Source organism: Mycobacterium sp., from assembly GCF_046330795.1.
Lineage (GTDB): Bacteria > Actinomycetota > Actinomycetes > Mycobacteriales > Mycobacteriaceae > Mycobacterium.
On sequence record NZ_JAXLSA010000004.1, the window covers coordinates 173,774 to 191,292 of the forward strand.

Consider the following 17,519-nt stretch of genomic DNA (forward strand, 5'->3'; position numbering starts at 1 on the left):
TGGCCCGCCGCCTCGACAACGGCGACATCGAATACCTCGGCCGCATCGACCACCAGATCAAAATCCGCGGCTACCGCATCGAACTCGCCGAAATCGAAACCACCATCGCCACCCACCCCCACATCAACCACGTCGCCGTCACCACCCACCAACACCCCCACGGCCACCACCAACTCACCGCCTACCTCGTCACCCCCCCCCCCCCCCCCCAACCTGCACACCGAACTACGCCACCACCTCGCCACCCACCTCCCCGACTACATGCACCCCACCCACTACCACCCCCTCCCCCACCTCCCCCTGACCCCCAACGGCAAACTCGACCGCAACGCCCTACCCCCACCCCAACCCACCCACACCGAGCCGCACGAGATCGTCGTCCCGCGGTCGTCCAGCGAGAGCCTGGTGGTCGGGGTGTTCAGCGAAGTGCTCGATCGCAGCGACATCAGCGTGTTCGACAACTTCTTCGACCTCGGCGGCCACTCGCTGATGGCCGCCCGTGTGATGGCGAAGCTGTGCGAGATGGCGCACGTCGATCTACCCCTGCGCAACCTGTTCGAGCGGCCGACGGCCGAGCAGCTCGCCGCCGCGATCGACGCACTGTCCTGGACGGCCGATGAGCGCGCCCCGCTCGCGGCTGCCCGCTCGGGCCCGCGGGAGGAGATCGAACTATGACGGCAGCCGAGTTGCTCGCGGAGTTGCGCAAGCTGGATGTGAGCGTGGCGCTCGACGGCGACCGGTTGCGGCTGGACGCCCCGGCGGGGGTGCTGACCGACGAACACAAACGCGATCTGGCGCAGCGCAAGCCCGAGGTGGTCGCCTTCCTGCGGGAGGCTCAGCGGCTGGCCGTGCAGCAGCGCGCGATCGTGCCCCTGCAGGTCACCGGGACGCGGGCGCCGATCTTCGCGGTGGCCGGGCACAACGGCGATGTGTTCGCCTATCGCGCACTGGTCCAGCACCTCGCCCCGGATCAGCCGTTCTTCGGTCTCCAACCGGCGGGGCTCGAGGAGGGCAGCGTTCCGTTGACCAGCGTCGAGGACATGGCGCGCTATTTCGCCGCGCAGATCCGCGCGTTCCGGCCCACGGGGCCCATGTCGATCGCCGGGTACTGCGCCGGCGGGACCGTGGCGTTCGAGCTGACGCGCCAGTTGACCGCTGCGGGTGCGGACGTCACGAACCTGATCCTGTTCGGAGCGCCGTACTGCACGTCCTACCGTCCCCTGCGCATCCGGGCGGCCCAGGCCCGCTACCTGGCCGGACGTTCGGTGACGCACGCCCGGACCCTGCTGCAGGTCCCGGCGTCCGAGCGCCGGCGGTACCTGGCCGCCCGGCTGCGCCGGTTGACGCCGCGCCGGGCCGCGCAGATCTCCGATCCGGTGCTGGCCAGGCGCCAGCGCGTCGAGGAGACGACGATGGCCGCGGTGCGCGAGTACACGCCTGGACCCTGCGGCTGCCACCTGGATGTGATGCTGCCCTGCTCGTCCTGGCGGCGGTCCTGGGCACGCCCGTTGCGCTGGGGCAGATCGACCGTGAGCACGGCGGTGTTCGCCGGGCCCGAGGGCTGCACGGGCGATGTCATGCTGCTGCCCGGTCATGCCCCGACGTTCGCCGCACTCGTCACCGAGGTGCAGCGACGCCTCCCACGACCGGCGACCGGTGCCGCGCGCCCCTCGGCGGTCCGCCGTGCCGCCCGGTGACCTCCTGGCGCGCCACCGGGTCCGGCACCTCGCGGTCGTCGTCTGCCTGCTGTGCGGCGTTGTCGCCGCGGGGCTGCCGGTGTACGTGCGTCCCCAGGTCGACCAGCTGCGCCGCGCCGACGCAATCCTGGTCCTGAGCGGGCCCAAACACGGCCGTTACCCCTTCGGTCTGGACCTCGCCGAACAGGGCTGGGCCCCCGAACTGGTGATTTCGAACCCCGCTGGCACGGACAACCGGCGCTTGGCCGACCTGTGCGCCGCCCCGGACCCGGGGATCACGGTGCACTGCTTCGTGCCGGATCCCGTCACGACCAAGGGCGAGGGACGTGAGCTGCGCCGGCTGGCGACCCTGCACGGATGGCACACGGTCATCGTCGTGACGTTCCAGCCGCACATCTCCCGGGCCCGCTACATCCTCGGGCAGTGCTTCGACGGCGACCTCGTCATGGTCGCGAGCCCGGCGCACCTCACGCCCGCCAGGTGGGGTTTCGAATACGCCTACCAGACCGCCGGTTATGTCCGGGCGGTCCTGCAACCGGGCTGCTGACGGCTCCCCGCGGGACGGGGATCCAGCTCTCTTGGTTGGGAAGATCCAGATCCTTCGGCGGTGGGAACTAGTCCGCTCGAACCGCGGTGTCGTGGGGGACGTGCCGCACCGCCGAAAACCTCGCCCACGGGCCGTCGGCCAGCCTCGACGCGGCCCGCGGCATCCCGCGGGCCGGTGCCGGGGCACCGCCGGAACTCGGGGCGCGATCCGGGGGAGCTAGTCCGCGGACTAGCCAAAATTGGCTCTGATGGTCCATGTACCTCACCCGTGCCGGGACCGATAGTGAAGTGGTGATCCGGAAGTTAGCTCCCAGTGACGGTCAGCGCTTGCTGGCAAATTCTTTGCTGGGTCCGGCGGACGTGGGGTACGCCGGGCGAACGACGGTCACATCGGAGCGGTGGCGGCGGCTGGGGGGCCGCCGCCCGCTTCCGATCGGTCCGGATGGGCGGACCCGCTGATGTGCGGGATCATCGCGTGCCGTACCCAGGCTCCGGCGATCGACTACCTTCTGACCGCGCTTCGCAGGCTCGAATACCGTGGCTACGACTCGGCCGGGGTCGCCGTGCGCACGACGACCGGGGATGTCGTGCGGTTCCGGACGGTGGGACACGTCGAAGCGCTGAACCGCTCGGTCGCCGGCTGGACCGGCCCCGAACTGGACGGCACGGGTATCGGTCACACCCGGTGGGCCACCCACGGACCGGCCACCGAGGGCAATGCCCACCCGCACTCCGACTGCGGCGGGCGAATCAGTCTGGTGCACAACGGGATAATCGAGAACGCCGTTCAGCTCCGGCACGCGCTGGCGCTGTCGGGCCATCACTTCACGTCGGACGTCGACAGCGAAGTGCTGTGTCATCTGATCGAGGATCAGCTGGCCGTGTCCGGGGATCTGCCGGATGCGGTGCAGGCCGCGCTCACTCCGCTGGAGGGATCCTGGGCGCTGGCGGTGCTGGAGAAGCGGACCGGCCGGATCGTGGTGGCCGCCCGCCGCTCACCCCTGCTGATCGCTCATTCCGCCCACGGCGCCTTCGCGACCAGCGACATCGCCGCGGTCACGGATTGGGTCGACCATTTCACGGTGCTCGAGGACGACGACGTCGTCGAACTGACCGGTGCCGCGGCCCCGGCCCGGTCCGGGCCCCGCCATCCCAACGCGGTGGCGCGTTGCCCGTGGCGCAGCGGCGACGTGGAGTTGAACGGCTACGTCGACCACATGGCCAAGGAGATCGACGAACAACCCGCCGCCGCGGCCCGCGTGCTCGACGAGCTCGGCGACCGGGTCGCCGACGGCAGCCTGTGGCGGGAGCTGGGCTGTGCGCCGTTCGATCGAGTGCACGTGATCGGTTGTGGCACTTCGCTGAACGCCGGTCAGGTCGTCGCCAACCTGATGCGCCGGGTGGGTGGCGTGCCGGTACGCGTCACGGTGGCCAGCGAGGCCGGCGCGGAGATCGCGGAGGCCGGTACCCTGTGCCTGGCGATCAGCCAGTCCGGTGAGACGGCCGATGTGTTGCGCGCCGTGGACGGCCTGGAACCCGGTGACCCGGTGCTGGCCATCACCAATAATGCGCATTCCACCTTGGCCAGGCGCGCCGCCGGTTTCATCACCTGTTCGGCCGGCCCCGAGGTCGGTGTGGCGGCCACCAAGACCTTCGTCTGCCAGGTGATCGCGGGGACGGCCGTGGCACTGTCCGCACTGGTCGACTCCGACCGGATGACGCGGTCGACCGCCGCGCAACTGGTCGACGAGCTGCGGCGCATGCCGGATCGGCTGGCCGCCGCCGCGACGGTGTCGAAGTGCCTCATCCCGCCGATCGCCGAAGAGGTGAGTTCGAGCAGTGGCTTCGTGTTCATCTCGAAGGGCAACGGGTTGCCGTACGCGGCCGAGGGGGCGCTCAAACTGAAGGAACTGACCTACCGGTGGACCGAATGCTGCCCGGCCGGCGAGTTGAAGCACGGTCCACTCGCGTTGATCGGCGATGGAACTCCCGTCGTGGTGGTCGACAACGGGGATCCGAAGATGGCCTCGAGCATCGCCGAGGTCGCGACGCGCGGCGGCCGCATCATCAGCGTCGGCAACACCGAGGGCTGCACGATTCCGTTGCCCACCAACCTGAATGCGCCCTGGGGCCCGTTGGAGAGCGTGTTGCCGATGCAGATCCTGGCCCGCACGATCGGGCTGATCCTGGGCTGCAACGTCGACAAGCCCCGAAACCTGGCGAAGTCCGTGACGGTGGATTGATCCGATGACACCGGGGGCATCGAATACGGGGGTCGGCCTGGTCGTGCCCGCCGACGGGGCCATCACACCGGCCGACCCGTCGCTGCGGACAGTGGCGGGTCGGCCGCCCAGAATGGGCGCCTGGGCCGGGGATGGGGTCCGGTCCGGCGAAGACGTGGTCGGGGACTTCGACGCGGTGGTGCAGGAATGCCCCCGGCGCACCGCCGTCGTGCACAACGGGGTCCCCGCCACTTACGCTGAATTCGCGGCCCGGGTGCGCCTGGCCGCATCACGGTACCGGACAACGGGTTTCGGCGGATCGGCCGATCTGGTCGGTGCGCTGGTCGCACACACCCCGGATGTGGCCGAGCAGTTGCTCGCGATAATGCGGGCCGGCGCGGCCTACTGCCCGATCGACGCCGGCCTTCCGGCCACCCGGGTGCAGGCGATCGCGTCGGTGCTCGGGATCGACCGGTTGCACACGTTGACCGCGGACCCGGCCAGATCCACCGGTCTGCCGACCGAAATTCTCGACGGCATCCCGGCTGCACCGGATTATGCACTGCCGCAGACTTTTTCATCGGATCACCCAGCCTACGTGCTGTGCACCTCGGGTTCGACCGGGGCGCCGAAACCGGTGGTGGTGTCGCGGCGGGCCCTGACCGCCACGGTGCGCGCCCTGCGCCGGCTGTTCGCGCTCACCCCGGACGACCGGGTGCTGCAGTTCGCGTCACTCGGGTGGGACACCTGCCTGGAGGAGATCCTGCCCGCGCTGACCACGGGTGCGGCCCTGGTCTTCGACGACGGCGTGCACTGCGGTTCCATGCCGCGGTTCGTCCGCACGCTGGCCGCACAGGAGATCACCGTCGTCGACCTGCCGACCGCGTTCTGGCACGAACTGGTGCTCTACCTCCATGAGGAACGGGCCGCGCTGCCGCCCAGCATCCGGCTGGTGGTGATCGGCGGCGAACGGGTCGACCCGACCCGGTTGCGGCAGTGGCGCGACCTCGACGTCGGGCACGTCCGGCTGCTCAACACCTACGGGTGCACCGAGACGACGATGATCACCCACGCGGTGCAACTCGGCGGCCCCGGCACCGAACAGGCGATCGCCACCCACGACGGCGACGCACCGCTGGGCCGGGCGCTGCCCCACGTCCGGGATCACATCACCGCCGACGGCGAGCTGCTGATCTCGGGGACGTCCCTGGCGAGCTGCTATCTGCGGTTGCCGGACGCCACCGACAGCGCATTCCCGATCGCCGACCACGGCGGCGGCCCCACCCGCTGGTTCCGCACCGGCGATCTGGTGGCGCGCGACGAACACGGGCTCATACATTCCCGCGGCCGTGCGGACGAGCAGGTGAAAGTTCTTGGTGTGCGGGTACATCCGGCCGAGGTGGAGACGCAGCTCAACGCTCATCCGGCCGTGGTGGGGTCCGTCGTCGTCGGCGAACACAGCCGGGGGCGAACCACGTTGACCGCGTATGTCGTGCCGGCCGGGGACACCACCGCGGCCGAACTGAAGAGCTTCCTGCGCGCGCGACTGCCCGGCCAGTTCGTCCCCACCAGAATGAAATTCGTTGCGGCGCTGGAATACACGGCCAGCGGGAAGATCGACCGGTCGGCAACGCGGCGTGCCGCCCACATCGGCGAGAGCAAAGGAACCGGCCCATGAACGCAGTTCGGATCGTGGAGATCTTCCGGCGGGTGCTCGGGATCCAGGACGTCGACGTCAACTCCGACTTCTTCGAACTCGGCGGCGACTCGTTACTGGCCACCCGGGTGCTGAGCGCGATCGCGCGCGATTCCGGCACGGAGCTGTTGTACGACGACTTCGTCGACGACCCCACACCGGAGGGGCTGTTCACGAAGGTCGCCTTCGCCACTACGTGAAACGGGGGAGAAATGCATGTTGTCGTCGTCGGAGCCGGCCTGGCCGGACTGACCGCTGCGGTGGACCTGTTGGCGGCCGGCGCCGAGGTCACCATCGTCGAGGCGCGCGACCGGGTGGGTGGCCGGATGCACGGGATCCCGGTATCCACCGACGTTTTCGCCGACGGGGGTGCGGCGTACCTCGGCGTCAAGCACACCGAGTTGCTCGCCATGATCCGGGAGTACGGCCTGCCCCTGGCGTCGACGGGGATGGCCGGGCACAGCACGTTCCTGATGTCGGGGGCCCGGACGACGACGGCCGGCCGGGTACCTCCCCTGGACGCGGTGGCGCTGGGGGACCTCTTCGATCGGCTCGAGGATCTCGTCGCGCAGGTCCGGATCGACGCCCCGTGGCAGACCCCGCAGGCCGGACGGCTCGACCGGCAGACCGCCGCCCGCTGGCTCGCCGACGAGGTGAACCACCCCGATGCCCGGACGTTCTTCCCGCTCTTCATCGGCGAGATGATGGCCGCCGACCCGGCGGACATCTCCGTCCTGCACATGGCCTTCTATCTGCGATCCGGCGGCGGCATCCGCTACCTGAACTCGTTCGAGGGCGGTGCCCAGCAGTGGCGGATCGACGGCGGCTCCCACCTGCTGTGCCTGGCACTCGCCGACCGGCTCGGCGACCGGGTGCGCCTGCGGCACCCGGTCAGCACGATCATCCAGGATTCCGAAAGTGTTGTGGTGCAATGTGTCTCCGCTGCGGACGGCAATCCGGTCGACTTCCGGGCCGACCGTGTCGTGGTCGCCGTGCCACCACTGCTGGCACAGGGGATCGACTTCCGGCCCGCGTTGAGCACGCCGAGAGCCTCGGCGGCCACCGGACGCGGCTGCGCGGTCAAGGTGCACCTGAGCTATCCGGCGCCGCTGTGGCGCGCGGGCGGACTGTCCGGGTGGTCGGTGAGCACCGACGGTCCGCTGCTGTCCACGGTCGACGACTCGCCGCCCGATGAATCCGCCGGTGTCCTCACGGGATTCGTCACCGGCGCCGCCGCAACGACCTTCTCGGCGATGCCCCCGGCGCAGCAGCAGGAGGCCGCGCTGGCCCACGCCCGGCGACTGTTCCCCGATCTGCCGCCACCGGACCGGGTGTCGGTGACGGACTGGCCCGCCGAGCAGTACAGCAGGGGCTGCTACGCCGCGCTGTTCGGGCCGGGCGACTGGCTGCGGCTGGGCCCGGCGCTGACCACCCCGCACGGCCGCGTCCACTGGGCCGGCACCGAGACCAGTCTGGAGTACTTCGGCCTGATGGAAGGTGCGATCAGGTCGGCCCGGCGGGTGGTCGCCGAGCTGATCGAGGACCGCGCGCCGGCCGCGGCCGCACTCGAGGGTGTGCCGTCGTGAGCGGCAGCGGGGGAATGAATCCGATTGTGCGACGCCGGATCGACCAGGTCCGTCGACGCTGGTGGGTGGTAGTGGTCATCGCGACCCTGGCGACGCTGTCCGGTGTGCAGCTGCTGACGAACAACAAGCCCATGTACGAGGCGACGTCGACGCTCGTGCTCGCGTCACCGGGCCGAAGTCCCGTCGAGGACGCGGCGATGGCCGTCGGCTACGCCAGCCTGTTGAACGAGCCCGCGACGATCGCCCGGCTCAAGGCTGCCCGCAACATCCCCAAGGAGGTGACCGTCGAGGGCCGGATGGTCGGGGCGAGCCCGATCGTGACCGTGGCGGCGGCGGCAACGGATCCGAACGTGGCGCAGAACGCGGCCCAGGACGTCGCCGAAGCGTTCCGGGACGACATCAACGCGGTCCGGCAGCGGCGGATCGACAAGGCCATCCAGGACAGGCAGGCCGAGCTCGACGTGCTGATGACCAAGCCCGGGCCCGACGGCTTCATGAATCCGCTGGTGCCCGTCGTCCAGCAGCAGCTGAACACCCTGCGCTCCGATTCGACCGACCAGCTCCAGGAACTTCAACTGCGCGCGGGCGTCACCCAGGAATCGCCCAAGCTGGCGTTCCAGTTCGCGGCGCGGGCCCTGGGGGGCCTGGTGCTCGGCGTGCTCGCCGCCCTCGGTCTGGCGACCATGTCGAGACGGCTCTCCAACTCGACGGAACTCCTGGAGAAGACCGGCATCAAACCGTTGATCGAGGTGCCCGCCGGCGGTTCGATGAAGCAGGACAGTCTGCGCGAGGACCGGTTGCGCATGCTGGCCAACATGGTCAGCCTGCAGGACCTGCCGAAGTCGACGGTCGTGGCGCTCACCGACACCCGCGGTGCCAGTGCCGCGCGGGAACTCGCCGCGGCATTGGCCAGGTTGTCGGCCGAACAGGGAAACTCCACGGTACTGGTGCACACCGGCAACGACGCACCGCTGCGCACCGCCCGAATCGGCTTCAACGAAGCCCTCGCCGACCGCAACGTGGTGAGCAGCGCCCTGCAGGCCGGCACCGTCGAGTCGTTGAAGATCATGTACTCGGGCTCGGCCGTCACCGATCGCTACCCGCTGGTCAGCCGTGACCGGATTGCCGCCGTGTTCGACGAGCTGCGCGCGGAGGCCGACGTGATCGTGGTGGTGGCGCCGTCGATCGTCGACACCGTTGACACCCAACCGATATGTGCGGCAGCGGATCTCACCATCGTCGTCGTCGACGGACGCAACACGCGCGCCGGTGATGTCACCGCGGCGGTCGAGTCGCTGGCCGACACGCACGCGGTGCTGCTCGGCGCGGTGCTGGTCGAGGGGAGGAAGGGCGGATGACCGCACTGGCGACCGCGGGCGCACACCGGGGGCCCCGTGCGTCCCGGCTGCCCGCCGCCGTCATCGGGACCGGGGTCGTGGTCGCCGTTGCCGCCATGCCGCTGATGGGTTCGACGTCCATCCTGATCCTGGCGGCCGGGATGGTTGCGCTGGCCATCGGAGTATGCGCCCTGATCAATCCGGTCCTGGCGACCGTCCTGCTGCTGGTGACGATGTTCCTCCGGTTGCCGATCCGTGCGGCGGTCGGACTTCCCGTCGAGCTGTTCCTGATCGCGTTCGCCGGGGTGGCGGTCTCGACGGTGCTGTGGATGGACCGCACCCCGGATCGGTTGCGTGGCCTGGGTTCGGTCGGCTGGGCGATGGTCGCCTACCTCACGTGGAACGTGTACTCGATGTTCACCCCGCACCAGTATGTCGCGGCAGATCCCGTTGTCGGCGAGCGGCTTTCGGTGACCCGTCTCATCGTCATGGGCTCACTGATCCCGTTCGCGATGTACCTCGTCGGCCGGTACGCCTTCGACCGGAGATCGGCGGTGCGCACACTGCTCTGGGCGATCCTGGCGTTGGCGGCGTTCTCCGCCGTGGTCAGCATCATGCCGTCGGTCGGGTTGGCCGACTGGGTCTGGCCGCGGTACATCGTCGAGATCCAGACGCCGGGCTGGGCCGGCCGGGCCGTCGGCATCTTCAACCAGCCCGTGGTCAACGGGATGGTCCTGGCGCTCGGCGTCGCGATCGCGATGCTGTTGGCCGCCCGGCGCGACGAACCCGCCTGGCAGCGACGCACCGCGCTGGTGATCGGTATCGCCTCCGGAATCGGCGTCTACGAAACCCATACGCGTGCGGCCTGGCTCGGCGCGCTGGCGGTCCTGCTCATCGGGGCGCTGCTGGCCACGGGATACCGCACCGGGTTCGTCGTGGCCCTGCTCCTGGTGATCACCACCGTTGCGGCCAACTGGTCCACGTTCACCAGCGCCGACCGGGAGGCCGGCGGCGTGGGGTCGCTCAACGAGGTCGATTCCCGGCTCAACGACATCCGGACCGCGTTCTGGGCATTCGAGCGAAAGCCGTTGGAGGGCTGGGGTATCGGCCGGTTCCAGTCCGTCAACACCTACCACCATCAGCAGTGGAGCGTCGACACCGCGTTCAGCCTCGGCTACGGCGAGGTCTCGCACCAGAACGAGCTGGCGATCCTGGCCGAGTTGGGCATCGTCGGGCTCACGGCATGGATCTGTGTGCTGGCGCTCGCCGCCATCGGGGTGTGGCGCGCGTACCGCACCCTCCCGGATGCCGACCTGTGTGGTAAGCCGCTGGCCGTCCTCGCGATGATGGCGATGGCCATCCTGATCAGCGCCGGAATGACGGTCGACCTCAGGTTCTTCGAGTTCGCGATCACGGTCATCTTCCTGCTCATCGGAATCGCGATCGGCGGGGCGGACCGAACCAGCCGAACCCCGGCCGGCGCGGGCGGCATTCCTCGACCGACGGTGCTGCACCATGTCTGAGCGCCGGGCCCTGTGGGTGGCCACCAGCACGCAGACCCGGGGCGGCATCGCCAGCTACGTCCGCGCGATGCAGCAGACGCCCATGTGGACGGACTGGAACGTCCGGCACGTGGTCACCCACGGGGACGGTTCCACGGCGGAGAAGATCGGCACGTTCGCGCGCGGCGCGGTGCTCTTCGTGATCGAGCTCATCCGGTTCCGTCCCCACGTCGTACACCTGCATGCCAGCGCACGGGGCAGTTTCGTCCGTAAGGCGGCACTGTTCTGGATCAGCCGGCCGGCCCGGGTGCCCGTCGTGATGCACATGCACGGCTCGGCCTTCCCGGAGTTCTACGCCACCTCACCCCGGGCGTTCCGGGCGGTGATCCGCGCGACCCTGCGCGGGACCAGTGCGTTCGTCGCGCTCGGCGAGGTGTGGTCGGACCGGATCCGCGAGATCGCGCCGACGGCGCGGATCATCGCCATCCCCAACGCAATTCGGGTGGGGCCACGAGCGCCGCAGCCGGAGCCCGGCGAGCCGGTCTCCGTGGTGTTCCTCGGCCGTATCGGCGAACACAAGGGCACGTTCCGGCTGCTCGACGCGTGGGCGGCGCTGGCCGCCGACCCGGCGTTCGGCACCGGCGTCCGGACGGCGGCCACCTTGACCCTGGCCGGGGACGGTGAGGTGGACCGGGCCCGCCGGCGCATCCGGGACCTCGGCCTCGACGACGTGGAGGTCCACAGCTGGCTGTCGGAGCCGGAGGTCGCCAAGCTGCTCGACCAGGCCCACGTGCTGGTGCTGCCGTCGCGCAACGAGGGGCAGCCGATGGCGATCCTGGAGGCGATGGCCCGGGGCGTGTGTGTGGTCGCCACCGAGGTCGGCGGGATCCCCGAGATGATCGGCGACGGGTGCGGGGTCCTGATCCCACCCGAGGATACCGAGGCGATCGAAGCGGCTCTGCGACAGGTGATCTGGGACCGCGAATTGCGTGCCTCCCGCGGTGCGGCCGCGCACGCGCGGGCGGCGGCCCGGTTCGACGTCGACGCCGTCGCGGCCCGCCTCGACGCGCTCTACCGCGAAGTGGCCCGATGAACGGGCACCCCATCCGGCTCCTGTTCGTCGTCCCGGATCTCCGGGTCGGCGGTGCCGAGCGGCACGTGACCACCCTGCTGCCGCGGTTGGACCCGGACCGGTTCGCCGCGTCCGTGGTGTGCATCGGCAAGGAGGGCGAGCTCTTCGAGGACCTGCGCGCGGCCGGGATCGACGCCCGCGCACTGCATCTCGGGGGCAAGTGGCGGGCGGCCCGCGCGCTGGCCGAACTGATCGCGATCATGCGCAGGGACCGGCCCGACGTGGTGGTGGTGCGGGGATACAACGCGGAGATCCTGGGCCGCGTCGCGGCCCGCGCGGCGGGCGTCGGGCACACCATCCTGTGGGCGCACAATATCGGTGACCCCAAGCCCCGCAGCATGATTCGCACCGCGGTCGACCGTGCCCTGACGGGCCGGACCAGCGCCTACTTCGGTGTCGCCGAGGCCCAACGGCGCTACCTGACGGACGATCTCGGCTACCCGGGCGACCGGATCCGCATCATCCACAACGGGGTGGACCCGGCCCTGTTCGAGGTCGGCACCGACCGGGAGGTACTGGCCGAACTGGGCTGGGCGGACGCCGACCAGGTGGTCGGCATCCTCGCCGAGCTCAGCCCGATCAAGGATCACGACACCTTTCTGCGGGCGGCCCGGCTCGTGGTCCGGGAGCTGCCGGGGGCGCGGTTCCTGGTCATCGGCGACGGCGCGCGACGCGGCGCGCTGGAGCAGCTCAGCGCGGAACTGGGGATCTCGGCGAACGTCCACTTCACCGGTGTGCGCCGCGATGTCGGGCGGCTGCTGCGTGCGATCGACGTCTTCGCGCTGAGTTCGGTGACGGTGGAATGCTTCTCCATCGCCCTGCTCGAGGCCATGGCGTGTGCGCGGCCCGCGGTCTGCACCGCGGTCGGGGGAATCCCCGAGATGATCGTCGACGGGGAAACCGGTTTCCTGGTGCCGCCCGGGGATCCCGAGCGGCTGGCCGCCCGCCTCCTCGAGGTCCTGTCGAACCCGGGGCTCGCACAGCGCATGGGTCGCGCAGCCCGCGACCGGGTGCAGACCCAGTTCAGTCTGGAGCACAGCGTCCGTGCGGCCCAGCATGCCATCGAGGAAGTAGTCGCGGGCCAACGTCTTTCGAGCGTTCGGAGTAGCGGATGAGTCGTCACATTCTGATTCTCGTCGAGAACCTGTCGGTGCCGTTCGACCGCCGGGTCTGGCAGGAGGCCCGGGCGCTGACCGCCGCGGGATTCACGGTCACCGTCATTTGTCCCGTCGGCGCCGGCCAGGACCGGGAGCGGGAAACCACGATCGACGGCATCCGGATCCTGCGCTACCCGTTGCGCGCGGCGACGGGCGGGCCGCTCGGTTACCTGTTCGAGTACACCCAGGCGTTGTTCCACACGCTGCGTCTCGCGATCCGGGTGCGCCGGCATGAGCGGGTCGATGTCGTCCAGGCCTGCAACCCGCCCGACCTGCTGTTCCTCGTCGCGCTGGCGCTACGACCCACGGGCGCCCGGTTCGTCTTCGACCACCACGACATGTTCCCCGAGATGTTCCTGTCCCGCTTCCCCGGCGCGGGGCGAATCCTCTACTGGCTGACCAGAATTGCCGAACGACTCACCTTCGCCTCCGCCACCGCGGCGATCTCGACCAACGAGAGCTATCGTCGGGTGGCGATCGAGCGGGGGAAGATGCCCGCCGACCGGGTGGTCGTCGTCCGCAGCGCACCCGACATCGGCCGCTTCGTCCGGCGCGATCCGGACGACAGCCTGCGTCGCGGCAAGCCGCACCTGCTGGCCTACCTGGGCGTGATGGGGGCCTGTGACGGGGTCGACCACGCGGTGCGGGCGTTGGCGCTGTTGCGAGACGAGATCGGACGCGACGATTTCCATTGCATCTTCATGGGTTCCGGCGACCGCTACGACGAACTCGTCGCGCTCGCCGAGCAACTCGGTCTCGCCGACATCGCCGAGTTTCCCGGCCGGGTGACCGACGAGTTCGTGCAGCGCTGCCTGTCCACCGCGGACGTGTGCCTGTCGCCGGATCCGCTGAACCCGGTCAACGACGTGTCGACGATGAACAAAGTGGTGGAATACATGGCCATGGGACGCCCGATGGTGTCCTTCGAACTCACCGAGGCCCGCGTGTCGGCCGGCAGTGCGGCCGTGTATGTCCGGCCCAACGACGGCCTCGCCTTCGCGCGGGCGATCGACGAACTGCTGAACGATCCGGCACGGCGCCGGCAGATGGGCGATGCGGGGTACCGCCGGCTCACCGAGGAACTCTCCTGGGATATCTCCCGGCGGGCCCTCGTCTCGTTCTACGAGAAGTTGCTCGGCAGGCCCGCAGCACCGACGACGGGATCAACAAGGAGTCACCGTGTCCGAGACCACGTCTAGCCATCCGCATTCCGATGCCGGCGAATCGGGTCCCCGGCTGGGGCGTCGCGACTTCGCGCGCATGTCGCTCGCGCTGGCCACCGGCATCGTCGGCAGCTGTGCCGCCAGGCCGACGGCCGGCACGCCACCGGCGGTCACCTCCGCGGGGGTCCGGCCCACCAGCCTGGAATCCTTCGACGGCGATTACAGCACAGGCGATTTCAGTCAGTGGTGGGTCCAGTGCAAGGGATACAACGGCGAGGGCAGCGCGTTCCCGGGTTCGTATTCGGCCGGCGTCGTGCCGGACGCCCAGACCGGTCACGCGGCCCGGTTCGAGGTCCGTACCGGCGACGTGGCACCGTTCGGCGGCGGTGAACGTTCGGAAGTGAGCGGCGGCGACAGCTCCGGTGGGGTGGAGGGTCAGGTCCGCTGGTATCGGCTGGCCACCAAGTTCGATCCGTCCTTCCCCGACGACCACGCGAGTCTGGGCTGGGGTCTGACCAATCAGTGGCACGGCGGATCGAATTTCAGCACACCGCCGCTCAACTGGAGCGTCAGCCACCAGGACGGGCAGTGGACGCTGCTCGCCGACCGGCAGTCCTCGGCAGGTGACTCGATCGGTCAGATCGCGCTGTTCAACACTCCCCTGGCCCCGGGCACCTGGCACGACGTCCAGATGCAGATCGGTTGGTCGGCGTCGGACTCGGTCGGGTTCGTGGAGTTGTGGCACAACGGAGTTCGTCAGCAGTTCACCGACGGCTCACAGACCTACCGGGTGCGCACACTGGTACCCGGCGGACCGGCTCCCTCCGTCTACTACAAGGAGGGCTACTACCGGCAGAACGGGATCGCGCCGACGGGTGTCGTGTACCACGCCGGTTTCCGGTGCGCACCGACCCAGGCGGCCCTCTAGTCCTGATCGCCGCACTCGTCGCCCGAATCCAGGACTGCGACAAGGCCTTCGGGGATCTGCCACAGTTCGGACTGCTGATCGGCGGCCCGGTCCAGCAACAACAGCCGGGCGTTCCGGGGAACCACCACCCCTTCCGTGTCGACCAGGGTCCCGTCGGCCCCGGGCCGCACCGTGTAGAGCACCCGGTCGGACAGCGGCGCCCCCAGTTCGACGAGCAACTGGGGGCGGCTCGCACCCGCGATCACCAGGTCGAGCCCGTCGGGCGAGGCCGCCAGCTTCCGCTGCACGACGTTCGCCACGCAGTCCCGGTCCTCCTGTGTCCCGATCTCGTGCAGGACGGGGCCGCGCAGGGTCATACCCACCGCACCGGAGTCCCGGTTGACCGAGAAGACGAAGCAGGACAACAACAATGCCGCTGTCAGCACCCAGAGTGCGATGTCCCGCGCGTACCGGCACAGCAGCCAGTACAGGCCGGGTAGCACAGGCAGGAGATAGGACGCCTCGTCGGGCAGTCGGACGAACAGCAGGCCGTAGACGATCAGGACCGTGACGGCCCAGCGGTCGAGGTTGCCCCCGAGGCCGTCGGACAGCGGGACGGGATGGCGGCGCCCCCGCCAGGCGGAGACCACGGCCCAGCCGACCCCGAGCAGCCCGGCGGCGCCGAACAGGCCCACGGAACTGTTGACGACGACGTGTTCCCAACCGCCGTACGCCCGGGGCACCTGGACGCCGACCGTGGCGAACGCGGGCAGGAAGAACGCCAGCGCGATCAGCCCCGACCCCGCGGCCAGCACGAAGAGTCGCCGTCTGGGCAGCGCCAGCCGTAGTTGCGCCGGCTCGAAGTCGACGCACAGCAGGCCCAGCGGGATGATCGCCAGCGCGTAGCTCGGCCGGGAGGCTGCGGCCAGACCCAGGAAGAGGGCCGCGAGCCCCGCCCGGCGCGACACCGTGCACAGCGTGGCCGCCAGGAAGAATGTCAGCCCCCAGAGGTAGTCCATGGCACCCAGCCCGGCGACGTACACCACGGGCGTGAACGACAGCGCCAGCGCACCGGCCACCGCACGGGCTCGGCCCAGGGGCATCAGCAGGAGGACGAACAGCGCCGCCGCGACCCCGGACAGCAGCGCCGACACCAGGCCGATCCCCAGCGCTGAGCCGGCACCGACGCGGAGCATGAGTGCGTCGAAATACTCCGGCAGCGGGTAACCGGGCACCCGGGACGGCACGTACCGGCCCGTCTCCAGGAGGTGCCGGGCCGCCGAAATGGCCCGCCACGCGTCGGGATCGCTCCCGTAGCCACGCCCGAGGAAGGGCAGCCGGCTCAGGACCACGACGAGGCCGACCAGCACCGCACAGCCGGTGCCGCCGATGCGCCAGGCGGTTCGGGCCGGGCCGGGGGCCGCCCGCGTACGCAGAGCGCCGGAGCGCTCAGGCATGTGCGTTCGCCGCCATCGCCGCGGCGCCCGGCCGTGCCGGCGTGACCGGTCGCGCCGGCCTGGTCCGGCGCAGCGGATTGCGCCGCAGTTCGAAACCGGAGACCTTGAGCCGGAACAACGCAAAGGCGTGCTGGCTCGCGATCCCGATGCGGGGCAGTGCGAGTGGATCGGAGTCGCGACCCGCGAACCCGTTCGTGGTCGACAGCGCCCAGCGCACTCCGTTGCGCCACAGCGCCGCCCTGGCGCGCCCGTCGAAGTCTTCCGCGCCGCCGTTGGGATAGGCGAAGACCGCGGGGGCGCTGCCTGTTTCGCGCTGGATCGTCCGGCACGACTCGGTGATCTCGTAATCGACCTTCTCGTCCGAACAGTTCGCCAGGATCGGATGTGTGACGGTGTGCGGGTAGAGCGAGACGCGTCCGTCGCCGGCGAGCTCCCGCGCATCGTCCCAGCCGAGCATCTCGAACGGACTCCCGTACGCATCGAGCTCGGGGCCGAGCAGACCGACCAGCCAGTCGACCCCGGCAATTCGCTCCGGGTCGGGGAGCTGCTTGAAGTACTGCACCGCTTCCTCGCGAGTCTCCTTGCGGTCGGCCGGGATTCGCAGGGGCCGTTTCCCCAGCCCGATGGCGGTCAGGTCGACCTCGGGTACCTGTGTCCGGGCGAACGCCAGCCAGAGGCGGTCGGGCCAGAGCGATTCACCGGTTCCCATCGGCCCCGTCGCCAGGAACACCGCGGCGGGCAGGCCCAGCTCGCGCAGCACCGGCGCGGCGTGGGTCGCGAGGTTGCGGGTCCCGTCGTCGAAGGTCAGCACGGCCGCACGACGGGGTAGCGTGCCAGCACGGAGCCGCCGCAGGGCCTCTTCGATCGGCAGCACGTTGAAGTGCCGGCGGACGTACGTCAGCTGCTGCCGCAGGGTCGCAACATCGAGAACGTAGCTACAGCGCGGCCGGACGGGTTCCGCCTCCACGCCGTGGTACATCAGGATCGCGAGCCGTCGGGAGTTGCGCCATCGCGCGAACGCGGGAACCCCGATGGCACACAGGATCCGGGCGGCCGTCTCCTTGGCCCCCACGGGCGGATTCCACTGCTGCACTGGCTCGATGAACATGTCGGCCTC

15 protein-coding genes are annotated in these 17,519 nt (G+C 70.0%); 13 read left to right on the forward strand and 2 right to left on the reverse strand.

Annotated elements, in window-relative coordinates; all coding sequences use genetic code 11:
* The first annotated feature begins 261 nt into the window (after positions 1 to 261).
* The 13 genes from U0R18_RS15325 (at position 262) to U0R18_RS15385 (ending at position 14,966) form a co-directional block, all read left to right on the forward strand.
* On the forward strand, positions 262 to 675 hold the full coding sequence (locus U0R18_RS15325; protein ID WP_526369850.1) for a phosphopantetheine-binding protein: 414 nt from the start codon (positions 262 to 264) through the stop codon (positions 673 to 675).
* Positions 672 to 1,697 (forward strand): thioesterase domain-containing protein, encoded by a 1,026-nt coding sequence (locus U0R18_RS15330; protein ID WP_526369852.1) that lies wholly within the window; start codon positions 672 to 674, stop codon positions 1,695 to 1,697. Before U0R18_RS15325 ends, U0R18_RS15330 begins: the two co-directional genes overlap by 4 nt.
* Complete coding sequence (locus U0R18_RS15335; RefSeq protein WP_526369854.1) at positions 1,684 to 2,244, forward strand: YdcF family protein; 561 nt, start codon at positions 1,684 to 1,686, stop codon at positions 2,242 to 2,244. Before U0R18_RS15330 ends, U0R18_RS15335 begins: the two co-directional genes overlap by 14 nt.
* Positions 2,245 to 2,701: 457 nt before the next feature.
* Positions 2,702 to 4,486, forward strand: coding sequence for a glutamine--fructose-6-phosphate transaminase (isomerizing) (glmS, locus tag U0R18_RS15340; protein ID WP_526369856.1), 1,785 nt, complete (start codon positions 2,702 to 2,704; stop codon positions 4,484 to 4,486).
* A gap of 4 nt (positions 4,487 to 4,490) precedes the next feature.
* Positions 4,491 to 6,143 (forward strand): AMP-binding protein, encoded by a 1,653-nt coding sequence (locus U0R18_RS15345; protein WP_526369858.1) that lies wholly within the window; start codon positions 4,491 to 4,493, stop codon positions 6,141 to 6,143.
* A complete protein-coding gene (locus U0R18_RS15350; RefSeq protein ID WP_526369860.1) occupies positions 6,140 to 6,361 on the forward strand; it encodes an acyl carrier protein in 222 nt (73 codons plus the stop codon). Before U0R18_RS15345 ends, U0R18_RS15350 begins: the two co-directional genes overlap by 4 nt.
* A 12-nt stretch (positions 6,362 to 6,373) precedes the next feature.
* The gene (locus tag U0R18_RS15355) at positions 6,374 to 7,747 is read left to right on the forward strand and encodes a flavin monoamine oxidase family protein (RefSeq protein WP_526369862.1); all 1,374 of its coding nucleotides are present in this window, start codon (positions 6,374 to 6,376) and stop codon (positions 7,745 to 7,747) included.
* A gap of 26 nt (positions 7,748 to 7,773) precedes the next feature.
* Positions 7,774 to 9,105, forward strand: a complete 1,332-nt coding sequence (locus U0R18_RS15360; RefSeq protein ID WP_526369864.1) for a hypothetical protein — start codon at positions 7,774 to 7,776, stop codon at positions 9,103 to 9,105.
* On the forward strand, positions 9,102 to 10,607 hold the full coding sequence (locus U0R18_RS15365) for an O-antigen ligase family protein (RefSeq protein WP_526369866.1): 1,506 nt from the start codon (positions 9,102 to 9,104) through the stop codon (positions 10,605 to 10,607). Before U0R18_RS15360 ends, U0R18_RS15365 begins: the two co-directional genes overlap by 4 nt.
* Entirely contained in the window at positions 10,600 to 11,679 is a 1,080-nt protein-coding gene (locus U0R18_RS15370; RefSeq protein ID WP_526369868.1) for a glycosyltransferase family 4 protein, read from the forward strand. The genes U0R18_RS15365 and U0R18_RS15370 overlap by 8 nt, the downstream gene beginning before the upstream one ends.
* Positions 11,676 to 12,833 (forward strand): glycosyltransferase, encoded by a 1,158-nt coding sequence (locus tag U0R18_RS15375; RefSeq protein WP_526369870.1) that lies wholly within the window; start codon positions 11,676 to 11,678, stop codon positions 12,831 to 12,833. Before U0R18_RS15370 ends, U0R18_RS15375 begins: the two co-directional genes overlap by 4 nt.
* The gene (locus U0R18_RS15380) at positions 12,830 to 14,074 is read left to right on the forward strand and encodes a glycosyltransferase family 4 protein (protein WP_526369872.1); all 1,245 of its coding nucleotides are present in this window, start codon (positions 12,830 to 12,832) and stop codon (positions 14,072 to 14,074) included. The genes U0R18_RS15375 and U0R18_RS15380 overlap by 4 nt, the downstream gene beginning before the upstream one ends.
* The gene (locus U0R18_RS15385; RefSeq protein ID WP_526369874.1) at positions 14,055 to 14,966 is read left to right on the forward strand and encodes a heparin lyase I family protein; all 912 of its coding nucleotides are present in this window, start codon (positions 14,055 to 14,057) and stop codon (positions 14,964 to 14,966) included. The genes U0R18_RS15380 and U0R18_RS15385 overlap by 20 nt, the downstream gene beginning before the upstream one ends.
* Here U0R18_RS15385 and U0R18_RS15390 read toward each other — a convergent pair.
* Complete coding sequence (locus U0R18_RS15390; RefSeq protein ID WP_526369876.1) at positions 14,963 to 16,402, reverse strand: hypothetical protein; 1,440 nt, start codon at positions 16,400 to 16,402, stop codon at positions 14,963 to 14,965. The genes U0R18_RS15385 and U0R18_RS15390 overlap by 4 nt on opposite strands.
* On the reverse strand, positions 16,395 to 17,510 hold the full coding sequence (locus U0R18_RS15395; protein WP_526369878.1) for a polysaccharide deacetylase family protein: 1,116 nt from the start codon (positions 17,508 to 17,510) through the stop codon (positions 16,395 to 16,397). The genes U0R18_RS15390 and U0R18_RS15395 overlap by 8 nt, the downstream gene beginning before the upstream one ends.
* Positions 17,511 to 17,519: the final 9 nt, after the last annotated feature.

What these genes read in the sequence shown, in the direction of transcription:
- U0R18_RS15370 (WP_526369868.1), top strand. Translation starts at nt 10,600, where the DNA reads ATGTCTGAGCGCCGGGCCCTGTGGGTGGCCACCAGCACGCAGACCCGG.
- U0R18_RS15350 (WP_526369860.1), top strand. Translation starts at nt 6,140, where the DNA reads ATGAACGCAGTTCGGATCGTGGAGATCTTCCGGCGGGTGCTCGGGATC.
- U0R18_RS15365 (WP_526369866.1), top strand. Translation starts at nt 9,102, where the DNA reads ATGACCGCACTGGCGACCGCGGGCGCACACCGGGGGCCCCGTGCGTCC.
- U0R18_RS15395 (WP_526369878.1), bottom strand. Translation starts at nt 17,510, where the DNA reads ATGTTCATCGAGCCAGTGCAGCAGTGGAATCCGCCCGTGGGGGCCAAG.
- U0R18_RS15330 (WP_526369852.1), top strand. Translation starts at nt 672, where the DNA reads ATGACGGCAGCCGAGTTGCTCGCGGAGTTGCGCAAGCTGGATGTGAGC.
- U0R18_RS15325 (WP_526369850.1), top strand. Translation starts at nt 262, where the DNA reads ATGCACCCCACCCACTACCACCCCCTCCCCCACCTCCCCCTGACCCCC.
- U0R18_RS15375 (WP_526369870.1), top strand. Translation starts at nt 11,676, where the DNA reads ATGAACGGGCACCCCATCCGGCTCCTGTTCGTCGTCCCGGATCTCCGG.
- U0R18_RS15380 (WP_526369872.1), top strand. Translation starts at nt 12,830, where the DNA reads ATGAGTCGTCACATTCTGATTCTCGTCGAGAACCTGTCGGTGCCGTTC.
- U0R18_RS15355 (WP_526369862.1), top strand. Translation starts at nt 6,374, where the DNA reads ATGCATGTTGTCGTCGTCGGAGCCGGCCTGGCCGGACTGACCGCTGCG.
- glmS (WP_526369856.1), top strand. Translation starts at nt 2,702, where the DNA reads ATGTGCGGGATCATCGCGTGCCGTACCCAGGCTCCGGCGATCGACTAC.
- U0R18_RS15345 (WP_526369858.1), top strand. Translation starts at nt 4,491, where the DNA reads ATGACACCGGGGGCATCGAATACGGGGGTCGGCCTGGTCGTGCCCGCC.
- U0R18_RS15390 (WP_526369876.1), bottom strand. Translation starts at nt 16,402, where the DNA reads ATGCCTGAGCGCTCCGGCGCTCTGCGTACGCGGGCGGCCCCCGGCCCG.